24 protein-coding genes are annotated in these 21,896 nt (G+C 57.1%); 18 read left to right on the plus strand and 6 right to left on the minus strand.

Features of this window, described 5'->3' with window-relative positions; translation table 11 throughout:
- Positions 1–336: 336 nt before the first annotated feature.
- The 9 genes from ACFFK0_RS18730 (at position 337) to ACFFK0_RS18770 (ending at position 7,920) form a co-directional block, all read left to right on the plus strand.
- Complete coding sequence (locus ACFFK0_RS18730) at positions 337–621, plus strand: DUF3817 domain-containing protein (RefSeq protein ID WP_377471841.1); 285 nt, start codon at positions 337–339, stop codon at positions 619–621.
- Positions 622–644: 23 nt separating this feature from the next.
- Complete coding sequence (locus ACFFK0_RS18735; protein WP_377471842.1) at positions 645–1,535, plus strand: EamA family transporter; 891 nt, start codon at positions 645–647, stop codon at positions 1,533–1,535.
- 129 nt (positions 1,536–1,664) lie between these two features.
- The gene (locus tag ACFFK0_RS18740) at positions 1,665–2,366 is read left to right on the plus strand and encodes a hypothetical protein (RefSeq protein ID WP_377471843.1); all 702 of its coding nucleotides are present in this window, start codon (positions 1,665–1,667) and stop codon (positions 2,364–2,366) included.
- 130 nt (positions 2,367–2,496) lie between these two features.
- Entirely contained in the window at positions 2,497–3,198 is a 702-nt protein-coding gene (locus ACFFK0_RS18745) for a response regulator transcription factor (protein WP_377471844.1), read from the plus strand.
- Positions 3,195–4,640, plus strand: a complete 1,446-nt coding sequence (locus tag ACFFK0_RS18750) for a HAMP domain-containing sensor histidine kinase (RefSeq protein ID WP_377471845.1) — start codon at positions 3,195–3,197, stop codon at positions 4,638–4,640. The genes ACFFK0_RS18745 and ACFFK0_RS18750 overlap by 4 nt, the downstream gene beginning before the upstream one ends.
- Positions 4,641–4,788: 148 nt before the next feature.
- On the plus strand, positions 4,789–5,733 hold the full coding sequence (locus ACFFK0_RS18755; protein ID WP_377471846.1) for a hypothetical protein: 945 nt from the start codon (positions 4,789–4,791) through the stop codon (positions 5,731–5,733).
- 93 nt (positions 5,734–5,826) lie between these two features.
- Positions 5,827–5,982 carry a hypothetical protein gene (locus ACFFK0_RS18760; RefSeq protein WP_377471847.1) on the plus strand — a complete coding sequence of 52 codons (156 nt, stop codon included), beginning with the start codon at positions 5,827–5,829 and terminating at the stop codon, positions 5,980–5,982.
- Between the two features lie 442 nt (positions 5,983–6,424).
- Positions 6,425–7,168, plus strand: a complete 744-nt coding sequence (locus ACFFK0_RS18765; RefSeq protein ID WP_377471848.1) for an ABC transporter ATP-binding protein — start codon at positions 6,425–6,427, stop codon at positions 7,166–7,168.
- The gene (locus ACFFK0_RS18770; RefSeq protein ID WP_377471849.1) at positions 7,168–7,920 is read left to right on the plus strand and encodes an ABC transporter permease; all 753 of its coding nucleotides are present in this window, start codon (positions 7,168–7,170) and stop codon (positions 7,918–7,920) included. The genes ACFFK0_RS18765 and ACFFK0_RS18770 overlap by 1 nt, the downstream gene beginning before the upstream one ends.
- 8 nt (positions 7,921–7,928) lie before the next feature.
- On the opposite strand, the gene ACFFK0_RS18775 is transcribed toward ACFFK0_RS18770, so the two are convergent.
- Positions 7,929–8,738, minus strand: a complete 810-nt coding sequence (locus ACFFK0_RS18775) for a ligand-binding sensor domain-containing protein (protein WP_377471850.1) — start codon at positions 8,736–8,738, stop codon at positions 7,929–7,931.
- Here ACFFK0_RS18775 and ACFFK0_RS18780 point away from each other — a divergent pair.
- The gene (locus ACFFK0_RS18780; RefSeq protein WP_377471851.1) at positions 8,737–8,871 is read left to right on the plus strand and encodes a hypothetical protein; all 135 of its coding nucleotides are present in this window, start codon (positions 8,737–8,739) and stop codon (positions 8,869–8,871) included. The genes ACFFK0_RS18775 and ACFFK0_RS18780 overlap by 2 nt on opposite strands.
- On the opposite strand, the gene ACFFK0_RS18785 is transcribed toward ACFFK0_RS18780, so the two are convergent.
- Together ACFFK0_RS18785 and ACFFK0_RS18790 are read right to left on the minus strand one after the other, a co-directional pair.
- Complete coding sequence (locus ACFFK0_RS18785) at positions 8,864–9,646, minus strand: hypothetical protein (RefSeq protein ID WP_377471852.1); 783 nt, start codon at positions 9,644–9,646, stop codon at positions 8,864–8,866. The two genes, ACFFK0_RS18780 and ACFFK0_RS18785, sit on opposite strands and share 8 nt — an antisense overlap.
- Entirely contained in the window at positions 9,633–10,121 is a 489-nt protein-coding gene (locus ACFFK0_RS18790) for a flavodoxin (RefSeq protein ID WP_377471853.1), read from the minus strand. The genes ACFFK0_RS18785 and ACFFK0_RS18790 overlap by 14 nt, the downstream gene beginning before the upstream one ends.
- Before the next feature lie 194 nt (positions 10,122–10,315).
- On the opposite strand from ACFFK0_RS18790, the gene ACFFK0_RS18795 reads away from it, so the two are divergent.
- Positions 10,316–11,197 carry a nicotianamine synthase family protein gene (locus ACFFK0_RS18795; protein ID WP_377471854.1) on the plus strand — a complete coding sequence of 294 codons (882 nt, stop codon included), beginning with the start codon at positions 10,316–10,318 and terminating at the stop codon, positions 11,195–11,197.
- A gap of 295 nt (positions 11,198–11,492) precedes the next feature.
- Here ACFFK0_RS18795 and ACFFK0_RS18800 read toward each other — a convergent pair whose 3' ends face one another.
- On the minus strand, positions 11,493–12,173 hold the full coding sequence (locus ACFFK0_RS18800; RefSeq protein WP_377471855.1) for a hypothetical protein: 681 nt from the start codon (positions 12,171–12,173) through the stop codon (positions 11,493–11,495).
- A gap of 214 nt (positions 12,174–12,387) precedes the next feature.
- On the opposite strand from ACFFK0_RS18800, the gene ACFFK0_RS18805 reads away from it, so the two are divergent.
- The 6 genes from ACFFK0_RS18805 (at position 12,388) to ACFFK0_RS18830 (ending at position 17,832) form a co-directional block, all read left to right on the plus strand.
- Entirely contained in the window at positions 12,388–13,743 is a 1,356-nt protein-coding gene (locus tag ACFFK0_RS18805; RefSeq protein WP_377471856.1) for an MATE family efflux transporter, read from the plus strand.
- 19 nt (positions 13,744–13,762) lie between these two features.
- Entirely contained in the window at positions 13,763–14,035 is a 273-nt protein-coding gene (locus tag ACFFK0_RS18810) for a DUF1294 domain-containing protein (RefSeq protein WP_377471857.1), read from the plus strand.
- Positions 14,036–14,293: 258 nt separating this feature from the next.
- A complete protein-coding gene (locus ACFFK0_RS18815) occupies positions 14,294–15,325 on the plus strand; it encodes an S-layer homology domain-containing protein (RefSeq protein WP_377471858.1) in 1,032 nt (343 codons plus the stop codon).
- 140 nt (positions 15,326–15,465) lie between these two features.
- Positions 15,466–16,065: an SLOG family protein gene (locus ACFFK0_RS18820; RefSeq protein WP_377471859.1), complete on the plus strand. Its 600-nt coding sequence runs from the start codon at positions 15,466–15,468 to the stop codon at positions 16,063–16,065.
- Complete coding sequence (gene infC, locus ACFFK0_RS18825) at positions 16,040–16,516, plus strand: translation initiation factor IF-3 (protein ID WP_377471861.1); 477 nt, start codon at positions 16,040–16,042, stop codon at positions 16,514–16,516. Before ACFFK0_RS18820 ends, infC begins: the two co-directional genes overlap by 26 nt.
- Positions 16,517–16,617: 101 nt before the next feature.
- A complete protein-coding gene (locus ACFFK0_RS18830; protein WP_377471862.1) occupies positions 16,618–17,832 on the plus strand; it encodes an MFS transporter in 1,215 nt (404 codons plus the stop codon).
- A 44-nt stretch (positions 17,833–17,876) separates the two neighbouring features.
- Here ACFFK0_RS18830 and ACFFK0_RS18835 read toward each other — a convergent pair whose 3' ends face one another.
- The gene (locus ACFFK0_RS18835; protein WP_377471864.1) at positions 17,877–19,589 is read right to left on the minus strand and encodes a helix-turn-helix domain-containing protein; all 1,713 of its coding nucleotides are present in this window, start codon (positions 19,587–19,589) and stop codon (positions 17,877–17,879) included.
- Positions 19,501–20,010 (minus strand): AAA family ATPase, encoded by a 510-nt coding sequence (locus ACFFK0_RS18840; RefSeq protein WP_377471865.1) that lies wholly within the window; start codon positions 20,008–20,010, stop codon positions 19,501–19,503. The genes ACFFK0_RS18835 and ACFFK0_RS18840 overlap by 89 nt, the downstream gene beginning before the upstream one ends.
- A 126-nt stretch (positions 20,011–20,136) precedes the next feature.
- Here ACFFK0_RS18840 and ilvB point away from each other — a divergent pair, with 126 nt between their 5' ends.
- Positions 20,137–21,894: a biosynthetic-type acetolactate synthase large subunit gene (gene ilvB / locus ACFFK0_RS18845; protein ID WP_377471866.1), complete on the plus strand. Its 1,758-nt coding sequence runs from the start codon at positions 20,137–20,139 to the stop codon at positions 21,892–21,894.
- Positions 21,895–21,896 lie beyond the last annotated feature (2 nt).

Raw genomic sequence — 21,896 nt, forward strand, 5'->3', positions numbered from 1 at the left:
CCGGTCCCGTCCATCGAAGCGACGGTTCGGCCGTAATCCATTTCTCTTGTTCCGTTGAAATGACCACTAAGGTCTAATTAATAGGACACGCAAGCTGACGAATTTGTTTCATGTTAGCCAACAAAAATATATGGGCAAAACTGGAGCCTGCTTTTGCGGCAGCCGTTCGTCTGCAGACGGCGGATGTGGGATGCGTGTGGCGGTGTAAGCCGTTCGTGAAGTCGGTCGCGGCAAGAGCGGTGGCTTCCTGGGAACCGACACATCTTGGACATGGAATATGCTGGCGGCGGCTGGTATGCTTAAGGTGCAATGATACTTTATCGGAGGGATGCTTACATGTTTGCTACACCCATCGGACGTCTTCGTTTCGTCGGAGTTCTTGAAGCGATTTCGTTCCTTGTGCTGCTGTTGATCGCCATGCCCCTGAAATATTGGGCGGACATTCCGGAAGCGGTTACGGTGGTCGGCGGGGCACACGGCGTTCTGTTCATCTTGTATTTGCTGACGATCGCCAACGCGCTCTTCACCCGCGATTTAACATTTTTCAAGTCCGTATTAGCTGTTATCGCCGCCTTCCTGCCGTTCGGCCCGCTTCTCTTGGACCGCAAGATGCTGCGCTAACCGGTGGATAGGAGTTGAACGACATGTGGCTGTTACTTGCGCTGACCTCAGCCGTTTGCTTCGGTCTTCGGGGCATTTGTTACCATTGGACGTCGAAAAAACAGCTGGACCGCAACCTGACCTTATTCGGTGTCTTTGCGAGCGGCGCCGTCGGCAGCCTGGCGCTCACGCTGCTGACCGGACAGCAATGGACGCCGGCTGTTCTGACCGGCCTGATGATGGGTTTATTTTCGTTCGCCGCCAACGCTTCTTTGTTCAAGGGCTTTGCCGTCGGCAAGTCGTCGCTCATCGCCATCATGTCCGGGCTTCCTCCGGTTGTCGTGGTCATACTGGCATATGCCCTTTGGGGGGAAACGCTTACGGCGGGGCAATGGGTCGCGTTTGCGCTGATCGTCACAGGGATATTGGTCGTCCGGTATTCCGACGATTTGCGCAAGGGAGGCCTGCAGGGCCTGCAGTGGGGTGTTCTGGTGATGATGTTCTTCGGGCTCAACGATATGTCCGGCAAGCTGTCGACAAGGCTTCACGCGGATTTGTTTCCGACGCTGACGCTTATGTTCATTATGGGATCGGTTTGCTTCGGCGGCTGGTGGCTGCTCGGCAATCGGAAGCGGAAGCTGGAGCAGGAGACGGAGCCGGGTCATCAGCCGAACCACGTCCAAGCAAACGGCTGGACACCTCGCCGCACATTCTTCACAGGCATGCTGATCGGATTGACGAACCTATGCGGCATGGTGCTGATCGTATCCGCGTTTCGGACCGGCGTTACCGGCCTCGTATCCGCGGTCGTGGCACTCAACATACTGATGATTTTGCTGTATACGCATGTGTTCGTGAAGGAGAAGCTCCGTCCGACCGAGTGGTCCGGCGTAGCGCTGGCGGTAGGCGGCATTCTCGTGCTGCAGCTTGCGTAGCCGGGATGTCGGCCCGTCCCATAATTTCCCATAATCTTCCGATATTGCGCCCACATTGTTCCGGTAGTTTAGTCATGAGGGGATGAACCGGCAACGGTGTCCTCCATTCCAAACGAAGGAGTGTGGATGATGGTAAAATCGTGGAAAGCGGCGACAACCGCAACGCTGCTGCTGTCACTGGCGTTCGGCGCCTACGGGTCGGCCGCAGCGGAAACCGTAAGTGAAGCAAAGGCGGCGGACGTGCTGGTGCAGGAAGGCCAAGGAGAGCAGGCTTCCGCCGACAAAGGGCCGGAAGAGCCGGTCCGCCTTTCCGCAAGGTTGCTGCTCAACCCCGTGCATGAGCGAACCTACTTGCAGCTGCTCGTTCAAGCATACGACCCGGAGCGTGCCGGCGAATGGCAGGCTGCGCTGGATGAGCGCAAGCAAGTGGAGAGCGAGATGCCGAAGCCGCAATTGGGGACGAAGCAAATCGTTCTGAAGCATCCGGCAGCCGGGCAGGAAGGCGTAGGAGTACCCCTGCGAATTGAGATCAAGCACGACGACCTTCATTCGCTTCCGCAGCAGCCTCAGCCGTTCAAGCTGCCGGAGCTTGGCGCGAACGGCGAGTTCGATGTGAAGGTTGAACTGCCGGCTGAGCTGAAGCTGCAGGAAGACTTAGCCAAGGCGCTGGAGGCCGGCGATACGGACGCGGTGAAGGAGCTGCTGCCGCAGCTGCTGGACAGCTACCGGAAGATGACCTCCGAGCTGAAGCAGCTGGCGGAGAAGCTGAAGCAGGAACCGGCGCCGGCTGCGGCTCCGAACCCTTCGGCGGACTCCGCCGAAGGCGAATAACGGTCCGATTGAAGACGCCCGCCCCCGTCGGCGGCGTCTTTGTTTGCTATGCCGGAAATTCGCGATACAATTCGTATAAAGGGATAAATCAGAATTTTTGAATGAATGATCCGAAGAGGAGGCGGCAAGGATGTACCGGTTATTCCTGGTGGAGGATGAGCCTGATTTGGCCCAGGTTCTGTCGGCCTACTTGGTGAAGGAAGGCTGGGATGTGCAGACGTTCGCCGATGGCGGCGCAGCACGGGAAGCGATTCCGCTGCGGCCCGATCTATGGATTCTCGACATTATGCTGCCTCTGATGGACGGGTACCAGCTCATTCGCGAGATTAAAGCCGATCAACCGGGAATGCCGGTCATCTTCATCTCTGCGCGGGATGCGGATATCGACCGGATCGTCGGCCTGGAGCTGGGCAGCGACGATTACTTGGCGAAGCCGTTCCTGCCGCGGGAGCTGGTCATACGGACCCGCAGACTGCTGGAGCGGGTTTACGAGCGCGGACTCGGCAAGCAGGCGCCGGCAGTGAACCGAACGCCCGTTCGAACGGCGATTCCGCTTCCCCCGTACTTGATCGACGAGCAAGCACGCATGGTGCGGGACGGGGACGGCCATGCCGTCGAGTTGACGGCGAAGGAATTCGATCTCGTGCTGTTCTTCGCTTCACACGCCGGGCAAGTGTTCGAGCGCGGGCAAGTGCTGGACGCCGTATGGGGCGCCGACTATTTCGGCTCGGACCGCGTTGTCGACGACTTGGTGCGGCGGGTACGGCGCAAGCTGCCGCAGCTGCGGCTTGAAACCGTGTACGGATTCGGCTACAGGATGGTGAGAGCATGAAGCCCGCGCTGCGCAGCATTCGGGACTGGCCGCTTGCCTTGAAAATATGGGGCGTATTTGCGTCCATTACGCTGGGGATATTCACGCTGCTCGCCTTGTTTCTGCCGTGGACGTTGAAAGGCTTCTTCACTCAGCAGATTTACGATATATTGATCGATTCGCAAGCGTCCGTGCATCTGCAGCTGAGCGGTGAGGCGGTGCTGCCGCCGAATACGGAGCTCCGTGTGTCGACGGCGATTCCGGATGAAGCGGATACGATCCGGATCTCGGTTCCTTTCGAACCGCCGGAAGGGCCGGTTGTGCGTCACCTGCTGCTGCAGGACTCCGGTCAAACGCCCGAGCCTGCGGATCCCCGCATGAGCGCTTCCCTTCCCGCTCCGTTCCTCGAAGCGATGGAGCAGGATGCCCGGACGCAGCAAGGAGCCGTACAAAAATACTCTCGTCAAATCGCGGACAAAACGATTTTTTACGTGGTGCGCCGGGATGTCGTCGAAGGCAAGCCGAATTTTATCGTATCGTATTCCTGGGGGAACTACCGCAACGATTTGGTCTATACGATGTATGGGCGGCTTATGCTGCTGATGGTCGGGCTGCTGCTGTTCAGCTGGCTGCCCTGCCTGGCGCTCGCCAAATATTTGACGAGGCCGCTTGTGCAGATGGAACGCCACGTCGGCCGCATGTCGGAGCGCGATTGGCATGAGCCGATTGCTATGGAACGCGGCGATGAAATCGGCAGGCTGGCGAAGGCGATGGAAACGATGCGCAGGAGACTGATCAAGCAGGACAAAGCGCAGCAGACGTTTCTGCAGCATATTTCGCACGAGCTGAAGACGCCCGTTATGGTCATCCGCAGCTACGCGCAGTCGATGCTTGACGGGCTGCTGCCGAAGGGCACGCTGCAAGCGAGCGTGGAAGTGATCATGAAAGAATCCGATCGGCTCGAGAAGCGGATTCGGGATTTGCTTTATCTCAACAAGCTGAGCTATGTGTCGGCCAAGGAGAAGCGGCTTGAGCCGGTCGAGCTGAAGCGGCTGATCGATGATGTCGCAGAGCGGCTGCTTCTGCGCCGTCCGGAAGTAAGCTGGGCTGTGTCGGCGGAGCCGTACGAGCTGGCGGGAGACGGCGAGCAATGGCGCGTCGCGCTGGAGAACGTGCTGGACAATCAGCTGCGTTATGCGAGGTCGCGAATCGAGGTCGAACTGATCCGGCCGGAGCGGGCGGACGGGCTGCCGACGCTGCGCATATGGAACGACGGCCCGCCGCTGGACGAGAAGGCGGCGGCCGGACTGTTCGAGCCGTTCTACACCGGCCCCGACGGCCAGTTCGGACTCGGCTTGACCATCGTGCAGCGAATCGCCGCGTATCACGGGATGTCGGTTTGGGCCGGCAATGAAGCGGATGGCGCGGCATTTTATATAGGGCCCGCAAGGAAAGCAGGGTAAACCATTTGTGTACGAAGCCGATCCGGCCCGCCGGGTCGGCTTTACCGTTCTTGTGTCCCGGAGCAGGGTTCGGAATGGATGCCCCCTAACATGTTTTTGCCAGCGGGTGGAAGAATAACAGCAATGACGATGCTGGGAGGAATGAGCCATGCGAGTATACAAGGACGTGGAGCATGAGCAAGGAAAGGACATGCCGCAGCAGCTGCTGCTGAAGGAACTGCAGACGCTCGCTGCGGAGCTTCGGGAGAAGGAGAGGGCTACGGTATATTCGGTGCCTGAGGCGATGCTGGAAGCGGTCAAGAAGGAGAAGCAGCTGGAAAAATTTTTGCAGGACGTGTTCATTCAGGTCAGCGGCAGCGGCGGCACGGATATTCGTCACATCATCCGCCGGCAGTTCGGGATGAGCAAGGAGCAATCGGATACAATGCACCGGTGGGCTTCTCATATTAAAGAGCAGCTGGAGGAGGCGCTTCACGATGCGATCGAGCGGGCTGACATTCGAACCGGCAAGCTGTTTTTTGTCGGCGATGTCCCGCGCAAGCAGATGGCTGAGGCGTTGGAGCTGCTGAAGGGAATTGCGCATGCGGCTGTGCGGCGGCAGCTTCATCCGAGAAGCCCCGGTGCGGAAGTATACGTGGAGATGCTGGAATTGACGCTGCGTTATTGCAGCTTGCCTTATACGTATCCGGCCGCCGAGCCGGTCACGTTCCGGAATTTGATCGCCTTGGACCGGCTGGAAGCGATGGCCGGCGGGGAGCGTGACGTCATCGAAGCGCTGAAGCGATGCGGCAAAGCATGGTACCAGCGGTCCGGCTTCACCTTCCTGGAGCAGCGGGATACGTACTTCTCGTATGAACAGGTCAGCCAGCTTCTTTATACGCTGACCGATGAGCAGCTGGAGCGTTTGCGGAGCGATTACATCCGTTACGTGGAACACGAGTACAACGCGCTGAAGGCGAAGCCGGAGCTCCACCGCGCCGAGCTGCTGACGGCGACGCTGGAGGCTGCGCTGGGATGGGAAGCAGGGCGGGTCTATGAAGAAGCTATTGAAGCAGATGAAGCTGAAGGCCCGGTCCCTCTTTGGCTGCTTTGAAAAAATAGCCCTATGGTGGATAGCGGTGGTATGATTCAGCGGTATGTTCTGCATATTAATACCATCCTTGATATACGGAAAGGAGTGGTGGCGATGCCGAACGAAGACGCCGTCTGGAAAGAGGAAGCGGAATATTTTGGCGTGATGTCGGATGCGCAAGAGCTGAACCTGCTGGCCAAGGAAAAGATGACGAATGTGCCTGAGGATTCGGTGTTCCGCGCGCCTGAGCTGCAGGACGAGGACGAGTGAGGATGGGGGAAGAGGACGGGCGGCCGTCCTCTTTTTATTTGTACCCATTTCGAGCTTGTTTTTTCGAATCAAAATGTGTAGACGTAACTGTAGAAAAATATAGCGGATTCGCAGCAGCTATCTGCGCCATTTGGCCGATGGTCCTCGAAATAGGGGACTCGCACATCCCACGGATCCACTATCTCAGTTTTCACTTTGATAACAAGTAAAATAAAGCCTTCAAAATCCTTAAAATAATTAAGATAAACTACCAGGGACTGGCGGGAAGTCCATACCGCCCGCACACAAAGGCCTCCGGCAAGCAAACATTTGCCGCTCTGCCTTCTTCATACTATACTTGATAATCATTTACCTAGACAGCGGTTCGCCCAAGCGATCTCCCTGGCGCGAAACCCTTGGCGATAGCGCGCAAACCTATAGCGAAGCCGTAAGGAGAGCTAGCATGAGTCCAATCCTCGAAATAACCGATCTGGCCAAATACCATCCAAGCGCAAGCGAGTCTTACATATTTACCAATATTAACGCCTCTATTACGGAACCGGAGATTATTGCGGTTCTCGGAGGGTCGGGCCAGGGCAAAAGCACGTTGCTGCGCATTCTCAGCTCGTTGGACAGGCCGGATGAAGGAGCGGTGCGGTTCAAAGGACAAACCGTCGACGAATGGAAGCCGCGGCTATGGCGAATGAACGTTTGCTATGTGGCTCAGCAAGCCGTCATGCTCCCAGGCACTGTAGAGGATAACTTGAAAGCACCGAGCAAAATTCATCAGCAGGAGTTTGACCGCAAGCTCGCGGAACATTTGATGAACCGCGTCAACTTGGTCGGGCTGGATTGGGCCGGCAATGCGGAGCAGCTGTCCGGCGGCGAGAAGCAAAGATTGGCGCTCATCCGCAGTCTGCTGCTCCGGCCTCAGATTTTGCTGCTGGACGAAGTCACATCCGCCCTTGATGCTTACAGCAAGCAATGTGTAGAGGCTCTCTTACAGGATTGGCGCGAGCGGTATTCGACAACGATCATATGGGTTACCCACGAGCTCGAGCAGGCGCGCCGCGTAAGCAGCCGCGTTTGGTTCATGGGCGCCAACACGCTGCTGGAAGACCGCGCTGCAGATTCATTTTTTCAAGCTCCTTCCACGGAGACGGCCCGAAAATTTCTATACGCCTTCTCAGCTCAAGGAGGAAGCTAATGTCAACAGTCGCGTTAGTTTGCACGCTTTCTTTCATAGGCATCGCTATATTGCTATCCAAATGGCAGAAGCTCGGCCTCGAGAAAGATATATTGATCGGAACCGTCCGTTCCGCCGCACAGCTGCTATTGATCGGTTACGTTCTGCAATATGTTTTCCATAACAATCATCCGGCATTAATTGCCGTCATCCTATTGATTATGATCGGTATCGCTTCGATGAATGCCGCCGGACGGGCAAAAGGGCTGCAAGGCGGGCGCTGGCGCATCGCCGTCACCTTATCGGTTACGGAAACGCTGACCATGTCGCTGCTGCTCGGACTCGGCATCATACCGCCCGTATCGCAATACATCATTCCGGTAAGCGGGATTACGATCGGCAGCTCGATGGTCGTGTGCGGACTGTTTTTCAACCAGCTGAAGCGCGAAGCCGATGCTTCGCGGGGCGAGATCGAAACTTGGCTCGCGCTGGGCGCGACGGCCAGACAAGCGGTTCAGGAAGTGCTGAAGCGTTCCGTCAGGTTCAGCATGATTCCGACCGTCGACACGATGAAAACGATCGGACTGGTCCAGCTTCCCGGCATGATGACCGGTATGATCATAGCCGGCACCAGTCCGATCGAGGCCGTCAAATACCAGCTCCTGATCATGTTTACGTTAACCTCTTCGGCCGCCGTCACCAGCATACTGCTTGGTTTGTTAAGCTACAGGATGCTGTTTACCGAGGATATGAGGCTTCGCTATTTGAAATAGGCGGCTCGCTAGTAAATCATTTTTTTCGACTGTATGCCTTGAAATAGTGTAGCCATCACAATTTCATCTTCGATTAAATCCACATCCGTAACGGGGTATCCGACTTGGATCGAGAACAGTGTGACCCGTCCTTGAAACAATCGGATTTGAAATAAGCCGCGATCCGTGCAAGCGAACAGAGCGATGCCTTTCCGTATCAGCGAGTATATGAACATATGTTTCAATCCTACGGTTTGAAATCCGCCATGGCCGTCCGACTGCACCAGTTCGCCCCGGCTGGTCGTTCCCAGTACGATCCCGCACTTCATCGCCAAGCTTGTCACACCGTGTTCGACGGCAAAATGGGCCCATTGATCCGTATACCGGTCGTACATGGAGATCCCGTGCGGATGTCCGAAAAAGATAAATTGGGAGCAGAACATCACATCGTAGACGGTTTGATCGCTGATGTCCGTTTTCGCCCACGTTCTCGCTGCTCCGCACCAAATGCCGTATTCGGTAGCCGCAAAGCAGTACCCGTGCGCGCTAGTATAGGTGTAGCATGGAACGTTCACGTCCGTTGATCTCCACGTATCGCGGTCGAACAGAAACAAGCCTTTGTTCGTACAAGCGAAGAGTCTGTCTCCATCCAGCTTCAGCCGGTTGACGAACGTTTGATGCGGCAAGCCAGCGGTAGCTTTCTGCCAATCCCCCGCTGCTCTTCTTAGAAACACGTCTCCTCCGAGAACGGATACGATTTGCGTGCTGTCCTTGTAAACGACAATGGATGAGCACAGTGTCGGAAAGCTATTTTCGGTTGGAACGAGGTTTGGTTTCATGGTTCGGGCTCCTCATGGAATGGAAACTTGGAGGCTCGGCTTCTTTACTGGCGGGTATCTGCAGCAGATTCTGTTCATGACGCTCGGAACGTTCCGGGTCCGCTGGACGCTTCGTTTGCCGCCGTTTAACTAACTCGTATAAAAGTCCCATCGGCCATTCTCCTTGTTGGCGGTACTGAAGTGCAGGTTTCTTGAAATGGGCAGGAATGGCACTCCGTCTGGGAAAAAAGCCTGGGTGTATACATCGAGTGCTCGAACCGCTCCATCATAGTCCGTACATAATGAATCGCCCCGGCTACGTCACGTTCGGCAGTAGGGCAAGTTTCAACCGTTTGACCGGTCAACAGCGACAATGCTTCAATACTTTCGGGAAGCTTGCCGAACGCCTTGTAACAGAACAAGGTCGCCACATGCTGAAAGCAGCTGATGACGTCCGGGTCCGAGTCGACGAACAATTTTCGAATGACAAACGACTTCTGCGACCACTCCGCCACCTGAACAATCATGGAAAGCTCAACGCCCAGCTCTTCGACCCGGACCGTGTAGCTCTCAAACAGGAAGAGCAGGGGACCTGACTGCCGATGGCCGGTAAAGTACCGGATCAATTGCTCGGTAACCGTCCGCCGAATTAGCTTTTCGTGATAAGCAGAGGGGAACAAGGAAGGTCTGATTTTCCAGCGCTTTGCAATGAGATGTTCAATGTGCTCGGGTGTTCTTTGTTCGGCCGGCAGGGCATAGCCATCATGTATCACATGATTGACCGCGTATTGCACCATTTGTCTCCAGTTCAGGACATCCGGGTGACGGTTCAAGATGCGGCTGTTGTAAAATTTGTAGGAGCACCGGGCCCACTCCTCCAAATTGTAGTCCTGCAGCAGGGTTACCGGGTACGATTTATCCATAACCATATGGTAGCGATTCCTTCCGTCCGACGTAATTCGAAACGACTTGGTTAGCGAACCGTTTGCCGAATTCCTGGCATTCCAGCTTTTCTTGAGCGGAGGGGGATAGTTCGATTTTGAGTCCCGGCATTGTTACCGAGGCGCCCATTGCTTTGAGTTTATCGGTCAAAATATCGACGGCAGCTCCGAATCCGGGGTAGCCGGAGTCGCAGGAGCCGAATACGGCCGCTTGTTTACCGGGAAGAGCGATACTGTCCATGTCATCGTAAAAATCCAAAAATTCATCCGGCAGCTCGCCATTTCCCCAGGTATAGGCTCCCAGCAGGATGCCGTCATAGCCTTGCAAATCCGCAGCGCTTGCATCCAAGACGGATTTTACTTCAACATCACAGGCTTGCTCGCGAATGCCTTTGGCGATCTCTTCAGCGATTTCCTCCGTATTGCCGGTCATGCTGGCATAAATGACAATAATGTTTGCCATAATGTATATGCACCTCATTAATTGATAATGATTATCAATATCGACGATTTAATGATAATGGTTATCATTGTCATTTGTCAACTGTGGAGTTGTTAGGCGCCATTCCGACCGGCAGTACTGCAATTGCGTCTAACGCGTTTACAAAACGAATATATTGTGGTGTTGTTTACTAGAACATTGCGGGAGGCGCCGAATTGGAAACCTATTCTACGGATATACCGAACTCATGCTTGCCAGCACCGGGCAGCCGAATTTCGACATTGGCCGCTGTTATTCAAGAGACTTACGCCGTCCTGCGGCAAGCAGCCGATCTATCTCCCGCCAATCCCGCCGTTACGGAGCAGATCGGCCTTCTTGCGCAGCAAATCCGGCTTCCTTACAGTCCGGAGGAAGTTCAGTACATATTACAGCACGAAGAGATACAACCGTTACGCCAAATCTTGCTTGGCATGCTGTCGGAAGCCGAGTGCCGGATGGAGCTGTTCGATTCGCATCAACTAAGCCTTCAGGCGAACGGCGGCTTATCATGCTTGCGGCACTATCGAAACTGGGAAACGTATGAACATTTGGTTCGATTGGAACGGGAGCAGCTTCGTCGGCTTCGTCGGACTGATGGAAACGATAACACCGTCGTGTTCGTCGGGAGCGGTCCTATGCCGATCAGCGCGATGATGATTCATTTGGAGGAACAGGTGAACGTCGTTTGCGTGGACATGAATCCGGACGCCTGTGAGGCGGCGCGTACATTGCTGGAGCGGGTCGGTCTGGGGGATCCGGTTCGGGTCGTGCAGGCGGAAGGGGCGAATTACGATTATGCGGGGTGCGGCATCGTATTTGTAGCGAGCTTGGTATCCGGTAAAGCTAAAGTGTTCGAGCAAATTCGAGCGACCAACCCGAATGCCCTCGTAGCGGTCAGAACTGCCGAGGGGATGCGGCAGCTCATGTATGAGGCAGTGGATGAATCCGTCATGGAAACGGAAGGATGGCGGCTGCTGGCCAGAACGTCGCCGATTCACAGCCATGCCATCAATTCGACTTTATTTTACCGTTATGATGGGAGTGGTAGGGTTCAGTAATAAATTCCATAAGCTCAAAGGATATGCGTTTCTCGGTGTCGCGAATTACGGATGTAAGGTGAGTGAGTGCGGAATTGCGTACTACGGCGCGTAGAGGTGGACTAGCAGGAATTTCTCCGCCCATTTTCCGCAAATTTCCGATTTTTCGAGAAATTGCTGGAAAAGCTCCGCCTAATTCGCCGCCAAACTGCCGAGACAGCAAAATCGGCTAAAATTAGATGGAGCTTTTCCGTGTAAATGGCGAAATCTCGGAAAGCAGCAAGAATCAAAGGGACATTTTCCCGCTAACGGCTATCTAGTCCAAATATGCAATGACATGCCGTACGAGCTCATAGCAAACGATGCGTTCCCCTCTGCCGCGAAACGCGGGAGTGAGCCACCCTTTGTCACACAGCTTGCGCAGCATAACAACCGCTGTCTTGCTGTCCACTTGCAAATGATGAACGACATCGACGGGGCGAATCGGTCTGGCCAGTTGGATCGCAAGACGAAGCAGCTCCTTCTCGGACAACAACGCACGGCTAACCGGCGCTTGATGGGGCTGATATCTTGCCATGACCATACGCAGCAGAGCGATACACGTATCCGGTCGCTGCTCGATATCGTCATATGCAAAGGAGATAACGGGCAGGCCCATAGAGAAGAGGAACGTCTCACGGTTCAGTTCATTGCAATATTTGTAACGGTCCATGTCCCGCACGTGAGCCGCGTAGCCTTTGATTTCGAATACCAGCTTCACCCAGCCGATCAGCCACACGAAATCCGCAAAGTACGACCGTCCCCGCCAATCCGTCACCTCATATTCCGGATGCAAATTGTTCAGACTCCCGACTAGCGGCCACCATATTTGCTTGACGAACAGACGCTCCGCATGCTGATAGCCGCGCTCCAGTCGTCCTCTCCGTTCACCGGTTCTTCGGGCCAGGTGCTCATCCAGCCAAGCGGCATGCGCCGCCTCGAAATTAACCATCGACATACTGAAGTCCTCCTTCTTTTCGTGTAAAATAAAAAGAACGCCCAATCCCGCAAAACCGCGTAGGGATTGGACGTTCCTCGTCACTATATTTTATTATAATGAGTTAAATACCGCTTCGCCAGTCCGCTAACTGCCGGCGGTTCGCAACATTTGGACCCGGCTTGGTGTATATACTAGAGTGGATTTGATTCTTGCCCGGCTGGAGGATAGCATCATGTTCAACAGATGGATGCAAATTATGAAGCTTGCGCTGCCTTCGATCGTTTCGTTCGCAAGCGCCACCGTAACGGGCACAATCAGTCTGCTGCTGGTCGGGCAGCTGGGCGCACTCGTGATCGCCATTGTCGGCGTATCGAATATTATTATGTACAACGCATGGGCGTTGTCGTCGGGGATCGGGCACACGGTCAACTATTTGGTAGCCCAAAGCGCCGGTGCAGGAGAGTGGCGGAAAGCGATTGAGCGGACGTACCTGGCCTCTTATCTCTGTATTGGACTCGGACTGCTGGTTGCCGCCGCCGGAACATTCGCTCCGGAGGCGCTGCTTCATCTTATGGGCGGAAGCCCGGAGCTGGTCGAGGCCGGCAAAGGGTATTTGCAGCTGCGGTTTTATGCGATGGTGTTTACGATCGGCAGCTTCGTGCTGCAAGGCTTCTTCCGGGGAATCGGCGATACGCGGACGCCGATGATCATGTCGTTCATTTCCAACATCGGTATGATCGTATTGACGTACGGGCTAACATACGGACATCTCGGGCTGCCGGAGCTCGGGCTGGCGGGAGCCGGCATTGCTTTCCTGATCGGGGAGCTGGCGGCGCTGGTATGGGGCTTATATGTGTTCTTCATCCGGCTGCATCCGAGACTGCATACGCGAGCCCGAATTCCGTTCAATCTTCCGGAGTTTAAACTGATTGCGGGCGAAAGCGGGAAGCTGGCGCTCAATGAATTCGCGATGAGCATGGCGATGTTCGTCTTTACGGCCTTCGTGACAAGACTCGGTACCGCGGCGCTGGCGGCGAATGAGGTGTCGCTGAACGTCATGGCGCTCGGCTTCATGCCGGCATTCGGCTTCGGAGCGACAGCCACCATTCTAGTCGGGCAAGAAATCGGCAAAGGACTGAACCAGGCGGCGCGGCGGATCGGAACGGACACGGCGCTGATCGGCTCGATCTTATTGCTGCTGCTGGGTGTTGCAGAATTTATTTGGGCGGAGCCGATTGCCCGGCTGTATTCAAGCGACCCCGAGGTGTATCGGCTGGCGGCGGATTTGATTCGGATTTCCGCGTTCCTGCAGCTGTTCGACGGATTGTTCAACTTCTATGCGGGAGGGCTTCGGGGGATCGGCGACACGACATTCCTGCTGGTGACTTCAATCTCGCTCAACTGGCTGCTGTTTTTGCCGCTGGCGTATGTGCTGATTTTTATGCTCGGCTACAGCTCTTACGGGGCCTGGATCGCACTGTATACATTCATCTTCGCGCTGGGTTGTGCGGTGCTGATCCGGTATTATTTTAGGGACTGGACGTCGATACGGGCCAAACAGGCCCAGCAGGCAGAGCCGGTACATTAAGAAAGGGGCTTCTCGCACAATGACCTTCCTCATCCTCTATTTACTCGCGGTCAACGTGTTCGGTCTTATCACGATGGGCTACGATAAAGACCAGGCGCGGAAAAAGAACCGGCGCACGCCGGAGAAGGAGCTGTTTACGATCGCGGCGATCGGCGGAGCGCTTGGCGTCTGGATCGGCATGCGAATGTTCCGGCACAAGACGAAGCATATGAGCTTTGTCGCGGGGGTGCCGGGTTTGTTCATCGTCAATGTGATCTGCGTGGCGGCGATTGTACGTTGGATGCTGCTGTAAACCCAGTAACAGTACAAGGCGAACGGCAGGTAAGGACAATGTGCCTTGGCTGCCGTTTGTCGTTCTTGACCTCAGCAAGCAAGCGATGGCCACGGCCAACTTTTGTATAACGGGGAGAGAAAAGAAAGCACCTTCGATAATGCGGACTGGGGTGCGCTTCCCAGTAACCGGTACTGGCCGGAGGCGCAACTTTGCCGCTCGTGCCTGCGTCGAATATACAGGCAGCATTGATGTTCAGCAAAGGAGCGAACCGGCATCATGAGAATAAAAACATTAGCAGCGGCGGGGATGCTCGCGGCATGGACCTTTATAATTGGATTGACGGTGGCGGCAACACCCGTGTCCGCCCAGGCTGCCGGATTGCGCGATGTGCCCGAGACGCATTGGGGAGCAGGGAATATACAGCGGGCTTTGGAGCAAGGCATTGTAGACGGCTACCCGGACGGTACGTTCAAGCCGGAGCAGCAGGTCGAACAAGCCGAGTTTCTGGTCATGCTGATTCGCGCCTACAAGCCGGATGAGCTGGCTGCGGGCGGTCAAACGGCCGATTGGCGGACCCCTTATTTGACTTATGCGAAATCAATGAATTGGCATCTGATCGACTCCGACTCCTCGGTTGTGTTGTCCCGCGGTAATGTAGCGCGGCTGCTGGCAGGCGCAGCGGGCAAAGCCTATGACATCGACACGTCGATCAGTTATTTGCTCGGTATCGGACTCGTTGAAGGAAGAACGGAGCCGTACCCGATCGGGTTCCACCCCGACGAGCCGGTGACCCGGGCGGAAGCGGTGACGTTCGTTCAGCGCTTTAAGGCGTATTTCCCGCAGCTGCAGTCTGTGTCGACAGGCGGCTTGCAGCCGAACGAAATGGATCCGTTGACGGCCAAGGTCGGCGATCAGGTTGCAGGCTGGACGATCGCGAGCATCGAGACGACGCTCTATGAGGATGGTGCACTCATGTCGGCGATCGTGAATTTCGAGCCGCGGGAAGTAACGGTCAGCGGATTTTATCAAAATATGCCGGACGGCAGCGAGTTTTTCGACGGTATTATTTTTACGCCGGATGCCGCTTCCGATCAGGTGATCCCGAAGCTCAGGATCGGGCAGCATACGGTCGGAGACCGGTTTCTGTTCCGGTCGGAGGAGGCGGAGGCGGCTTTCCTGCCGCAAGGGTCGAAGGGGAAGGCCACGATCGTCATCTCCGGCTTCTCTTACCACTACTGGCCGAAGGACGATTACAGAGACAACACGACATTCGTCAAGCTGGTGGAGATCGATAAAGCGACTCCGTAGATGGATAACGAAAATAGGGCGCCTTGGGCGTCCTTTTTCAGTTTCGGTATGACGAGGCATGCAAACGACTTACGGTTGCAATTGTCGCCCCAGCGCGATACAGTGAGGAGGATTCCAAGCTTGGCAGCAAGGAGCGGGAGATGAAGAGCGTTCTAGTTACAGGATACCGGGCGCACGAGCTCGGCATTTTCGATCAGAAGCATCAAGGGATTCCCTATATCAAGCGGGCGATAGAGGCGAAGCTGCTGCCCCTGCTGGACGAAGGGCTGGAGTGGGTGCTTACGCCGGGACAGTACGGAGTCGATCTGTGGGCTGCGGAGGTCGCGATCGGGCTGAAGGAGCGCCAGTACCCGCAGCTGCAGCTGGCCATCGTCACCGCGTATGCGAACCCGGAGGAGAAATGGAAGGAAGACAAGCAGCAGTACTACCGGGATATTTTGAAAAAAACCGATTATTACGGCTCGGTGAGCAACCAGCCCTACAACGGCGTATGGCAGCTGACGGCACGCGACGAGCTGCTGCTTCGTAAGTCGGACGGGATTGTGCTGTTCTATGATGAGGATGCTGCCGAGGCGAGTCCGAAATATATGAAGCGGAAAGCGCTGAAGAAGAGCGAAGAGACCGGATACCGGATCATCACGATCACAGCGGAAGATGTGCAGAGCATGGCTGAGCAGGAACGTTACGATGGAGACGGAATGGAGGCATATACCGATGTTATTGATGAACGAGAAAATTAAGGCGTCCGAGGTGGCGCTAACCGGCTTGGACGGCGAAGATCTGGGGATCGTGCCGACCAAAGAGGCGCTGGAGATGGCCAAACGGCTGAAGGTCGATTTGATTTGCACCTCGCTGATGAGCAGTCCGCCCCCTTGCAAGCTGATGCGCAGCGGGAAGGCCAAGGAGGAAGCGCAGCAAGCCCGCAAACGCGAGGCGGGAGCGAAGCTGAAGGAGCTGCGGCTGACGGCGCGGATTGAAGATCACGATTATGAGACGAAGAAGGCGCAGGCGGAGCGAATGTTGACGGGAGGCGATGCGGTTCTGTTCGTCGTAAAGCTGCAGGGCAAGGAGGGTCCGGAAGCGAAGGCGCTGCTCGAGTCGCTCGTCAAAGAATTGCGGCACGCCGGCCGGGCTGCCAGCGGTATTCAGCTCAGTGGAAAGCAGGCGGCGGTACAGCTGAATCCGCTATAAGCAAGGGGGAATTATTTGTATAAAAAATCCCTCTTGCGCATCTTCGGAAAACGTGGGATTCTTACCCTTGATCGGGTTGTTTGACAAGGGAGCGACATGCGATGATCAACAGCATTATTCAGAAGCTCGGACTGCATATGAATCCGGAGACGAAGCACAACTTCTTCAGCGATTTCGGTGCAGCGGTGATATTCAGCTTGTTTAACGTCGCATTCAACCAATTTTATATGCCGTTTGCGATCCGGCAAGGCGCTTCCAACGTGGAAGTCGGCCTGCTGGCGGCCGCGCCGGCGATCGGGCTGCTGTTTTCCCCGCTGTGGGCGGGATGGATGCAGCAGCGAAGCCCGAAGCCGTTCGTCATCATACCGAATCTGATCGGGCGGCTGCTGCTCCTGATTCCGGCGTTCTTCGGAGCTCCGGCCGTTTATGTCACGACTGCTCTCGTCTATCACTTATTAATGGGCATCCAGGCGCCTGCCTACGCTACCTTGGTGACACGCATGTACCAGCCGGAGCTTCGCGGGCGTCTGATGGGGTACGTTCGCGTGGCGATGGGGGCGCTTATGATTCCGCTCGCCTACATCGTCGGGTTGTGGACGGACCAAGCCGGACCGAGCGGACCGCTCGTTGCGGCGGCTCTGACCGGGGGATTGTCGATCCTGTCGCTGGCCCGTGTGCGGGAATTCCCGGTGAAGACGAGCGGTACGACGCGCCGTTCGACCTTCATGGAGCAAATTCGGCTGGTCAGCAAGCACCGCGGGCTGCTCGTCTTCTTCGCTGCAACGACGCTGTCCGGCTTCGGCAACATTCTCGCGAGCCCGCTCTACCAAATTGTGCAGGTGAATGAGCTCCAGCTGAACAACGCTCAGATCGGCATCGCGAGGATGGCGTACTATCTCTGCCTGCTGACGGCTTTCTTCGTCGTCGGCTGGGCGATCGACCGTTATTCGGCGAGGCACACGCTGGTGTACGGCATCGCGGCGTTCGCTATCGTGCCGATGCTGTACGGCTTGTTTCCGAGCTACACGGCCGTCATCATCGGGAGCGGCGTGCAGGGGATCGGCGACGCGATCTGGGATATCGGCATTCTGGCCTTCGTCTTCCGGGTGATGCCGGGCAAGGAAGGGATCGTGTTCGGTCTGCATCTGATGCTGTTCGGTATTCGCGGCACGATCGCCCCGCTGCTGAGTACGGCGCTTACCGATCATGTGCCGCTTGCGGCGCTGTTTCTGGCGGCGTCGCTATTCGGCTGGCTGGGGACGCTGCTGTTCGCATGGAAGGCGAAGGAGGCCGACCGCGAAAGCGCGATGGAATAGGAACAGGCCCGCTGCTTGGCAGCGGGCCTGTTCGGTTTGACCGGCTAAGTCCGGCCATCGAGCAAGGCGGCGACGAATTGGGTACGATTTTTCATGCCGGTTTTGTACAGCATCGACTGAATGTGCTTCTTGACCGCTGCCTCGCTGACATACAAGGCACCGGCAATTTCCCGGTTGGTCGCTCCCTGAGCCATCAGCTGCGCGACGTCCCGCTCGCGGGGAGTCAGGTCCGGCAGCCGAATTGCTTGGGCCGGCTCCTGTCCGGCCGGAGACAGCGGAGTCGGAGAGGATTCTGTACGCGGCCTGCTTTCGTCAGCCACATCGTCGAGCCATGCACCGAGCTTGCCGCCCCGCGTATCGAGCCTATAGAAGACGGCAGGCGTGTCTCCGTCGTAGCGGAGGCCCGGCACGCCGGCAACCTCTTTGAAGCCGTAGCTGCGGTGGGCGTCGCGGAAATACGGAACGTCCGGCAGCACCGTGATCAGCAGATTGCCCGCCGCAATATGCTCGAATATCAGGTGTACCACATCGGACCGCAGCTCCGTCTGCTTGATATCCTTCACATCAACGGCGAAGATGAAGCGGCCTTCCGGTCTCGACGGCGGAGCCGAGCGGCACGCCTGCAGCTCCCGCTCCGGCAATGCGCGGAAATACGGCGACGACAGCGGAGATTGCTGCAAGTAAGGCATCGTTCCTTCGTGAATCGGAACGATGGCCGCCAGACCGACGACTTCCCCGTCGGCGCTGCGCAGCAGCCTTAGGGCGTCGCCCGCATGCGCAGCCAGTTCGCCCGGCTCCCAGCCGTACAAACGCATGATGCTGACTTCCGGGGGCAGCTCGTAGCGGAACCAAGTATCGCTTTCCGTATCGACGCATACGATTTTGGCTGCACTGGGCTGTGCCCGGCGCAGCGCCGTGTAGCGCTCCGCTTCGGGGAGCGTCGACGCCGTGACCGTTTCCCAATAGTTTTCCGAGCTGCGGCTATTGCGGAAGTGAGCCCGCAGAATCGGGTTGCCGATGACGCTGAGCAGCTCCGCTGCGTGCAGCGTGACGCTCGCACCCGCGGAGAGCCCTGCGTCGATGCGGTTCTTCAGCGTCTCGACCGCGCGCTTCCGGTATGCATCGAAGGTGTCCGGCATGCGGGTGCGCAGCAGGTCTCTGGCCGCATCCCGAATCAAGTCGTGAATCGTCCAGCCGTTGGACGATTTTCTTACGAAGGACAGCTCGAGCAGCCGTTCGAATTGCTCGGCGGATATTTTGTAGGAGGTAACGGCGCTGAGCAAGTCCTGATCGAAGGTGCGGGGGACGGATGCCGCATACACCAAAGAACGCAGCGGATCTTCCGGAGCCTCCTGCAGCCAGTAGCGCAGCAGCTCCGCGAGTGTCCGGCGGCGGGGCTCGGCAAGGGCGGCTTCGCGCTCGCCGAGCGTTGCGAGCAGCGAAAGCGACAGCGGGTGGCCGGATGATTCCAGCCACAGCCGGTCCCGCAGCGCTTCGTCCGCAATTCCTTGCCGGCGCAAATAATCGTGAACCTCCTCGTACTGAAGCTCGCCCAGAGGCAACGGCAAGATCAGCTTGCGCCATAGCGGGGACAGCCTCCATGGGCCTCCCAGCGCATATTTTCCGGCGATGACGATACGGGTGGCGGCGTGCAGCGAAGGGAACAGCTCATCGCGCAGCCAGGAATCCAGCCCGCCGGCTTCCTCGTACTGGTCGAAGGCGAGCACGACCGTACGCTTCTCCGCCTCCCGGTTCACAATCCAGCCCGCCGGCTTCCTCGTACTGGTCGAAGGCGAGCACGACCGTACGCTTCTCCGCCTCCCGGTTCACAATCCGGGCTGCCGCCGCCGCCGTTTCGCCTGCAGCATAGCCCGCCGGCGCCTCGTCCTCGTCCTCGTCATGCAATTGCTCGGCGATGACCCGGAGCACCGTCCTGCTGTCACCCATACATTCCCTCATGTCTACCCCCGCATACGCGGCCCCGCCGTTCTCCGCAATGACCCGATAACGCTCCAGCAGCGTCGATTTGCCGATGCCGCCTGTACCGTGCAAATTCAGGATGCCGGCCGGCGAGCCCCTATTTCCTTCCAGCAGTTGACGAAACAGCTCCAGCTCAAACGAGCGGCCCGTAAATTCCGACGCGGCCATCCGGTTCATCGCATCTTGAAACGTGCCCATTCGCCGGCACCTCCGATTCCGATTTTTAGCCAAAAGTATACTATCAAAATAGCAGCTTGGGTAGTACTCTCTCCGAACCGTCCATGTTACGTTGAAGAAGCAAAGTCGAGAGAGAGGAGCAAGAGCATGATAAAAGAACAGGCAGTTCATCCCATCCGGCAAAATGAAACGATCAGCGGCTCCGAAATATTGCTTCGCACCTTGCTGAAAGAGGGAGTGGAGTGCGTCTTCGGCTACCCCGGCGGCGCGGTGCTGTACATTTATGACGCTATGCACGGGAATCCCGAGTTCCGCCATGTACTGACCCGGCACGAGCAGGGGGCGATCCATGCGGCGGACGGTTACGCGCGGTCGACCGGCAAGACGGGCGTATGTCTCGCGACCTCGGGTCCGGGAGCCGTCAATTTGCTTACCGGAATCGCAACAGCTTACATGGACAGCGTTCCGATTGTCGTCATTACCGGCAATGTCGCTACCGATCTGATCGGAACGGACTCTTTCCAGGAAGCCGATATCGTCGGTATGGCTCAACCGGTAACGAAGCACAGCTACTTCGTCCGGCGTGCCGCAGATCTCGCGAGTACGCTGCGCGAAGCGTTCTATCTCGCAAACACCGGCAGGAAGGGGCCGGTGCTGGTCGATATTCCGAAGGATGTGTCCGCCGAGCATACCGAGTTTGTTTACACACAGGAGAGCATTACGGTAAACGGGTATGAGCCCTATCCGGACGTTGACATGGAGGAGGTGCGGCGGCTGGCCCAGGCCATCCGTTCCGCCGAACGGCCGCTCATCATCGCCGGAGCCGGCGTTCTGCACGCCGGAGCGGAAAAGGAGCTGGCGGCACTCGCGCACCGTGAGCGCATACCGGTCACGACGACGCTGCTCGGCCTCGGTGGCTTCCCGTCGGGCGACCCGCTGGCGCTCGGTATGCCCGGGATGCACGGAACGGTAACGGCGAACAGGGCGCTGCTTGCGTGCGATCTGCTTGTTGCTATCGGCGCCAGATTCGACGATCGGGTGACGATGCGGCTCGACGGCTTCGCGCCGCAAGCGGCGAAAGCGCACATCGATATCGATGCGGCGGAGATCGGCAAGCTCGTCCCGGTTGACTACGCCCTCGTCGGAGACGCCAAGCAAGTGCTGCTGGAGCTTCTCGATGAGCTCGAGAGGACGCCGCCTGCGGCACCACAGGACCCTGCGGCCAATTCGGGCCGAACGGTGGCCTGGCTGCAGGAGCTGGAGATGATTCGCTCGCAGCATCCGCTGCGCTACCGGGACGACGAAGACATTCTGAAACCGCAATATGTGATCGAGATGATCAGCCGTACGTCCGGTGAAGATTTCATTATGACGACGGACGTCGGCCAGCACCAAATGTGGGCCGCCCAGTACGGCCGGTTTCAGCGGCCGCGCTCCTTCATCTCCTCCGGCGGTCTCGGGACGATGGGCTTCGGCTTTCCGTCCGCGATCGGCGCCCAGATCGGCAATCCCGGCCGGCTCGTCATTTCGGTCAACGGAGACGGCGGGATGCAGATGTGCGCCCAGGAGCTGGCGATATGCGCCATTCACAACATTCCGGTCAAGATCGTCGTCATCAACAACCGCACGCTGGGCATGATCAAGCAGTGGCAGGAGCTTGTGTATGACGGGCGGCACAGCCATATCGACTTGTCCGGCTCGCCGGATTTCGTCAAGCTGGCCGAAGCCTACGGCGTGAAAGGGCTGAGGGCCGCGACGAAGGAAGAGGCGGATCGCGTGTGGCAGGAAGCGCTGGCGACGCCGGGTCCGGTGCTGATCGATTTTGTCGTGGACCGCGATGAGCTGGTGTATCCGATGGTGCCTCAAGGCAAAGCGCTGCAGGATATGATCACGGGGGAGGAATAACG

It is taken from the genome of Paenibacillus chartarius (assembly GCF_042432825.1).
Taxonomy (GTDB): domain Bacteria; phylum Bacillota; class Bacilli; order Paenibacillales; family NBRC-103111; genus Gordoniibacillus; species Gordoniibacillus chartarius.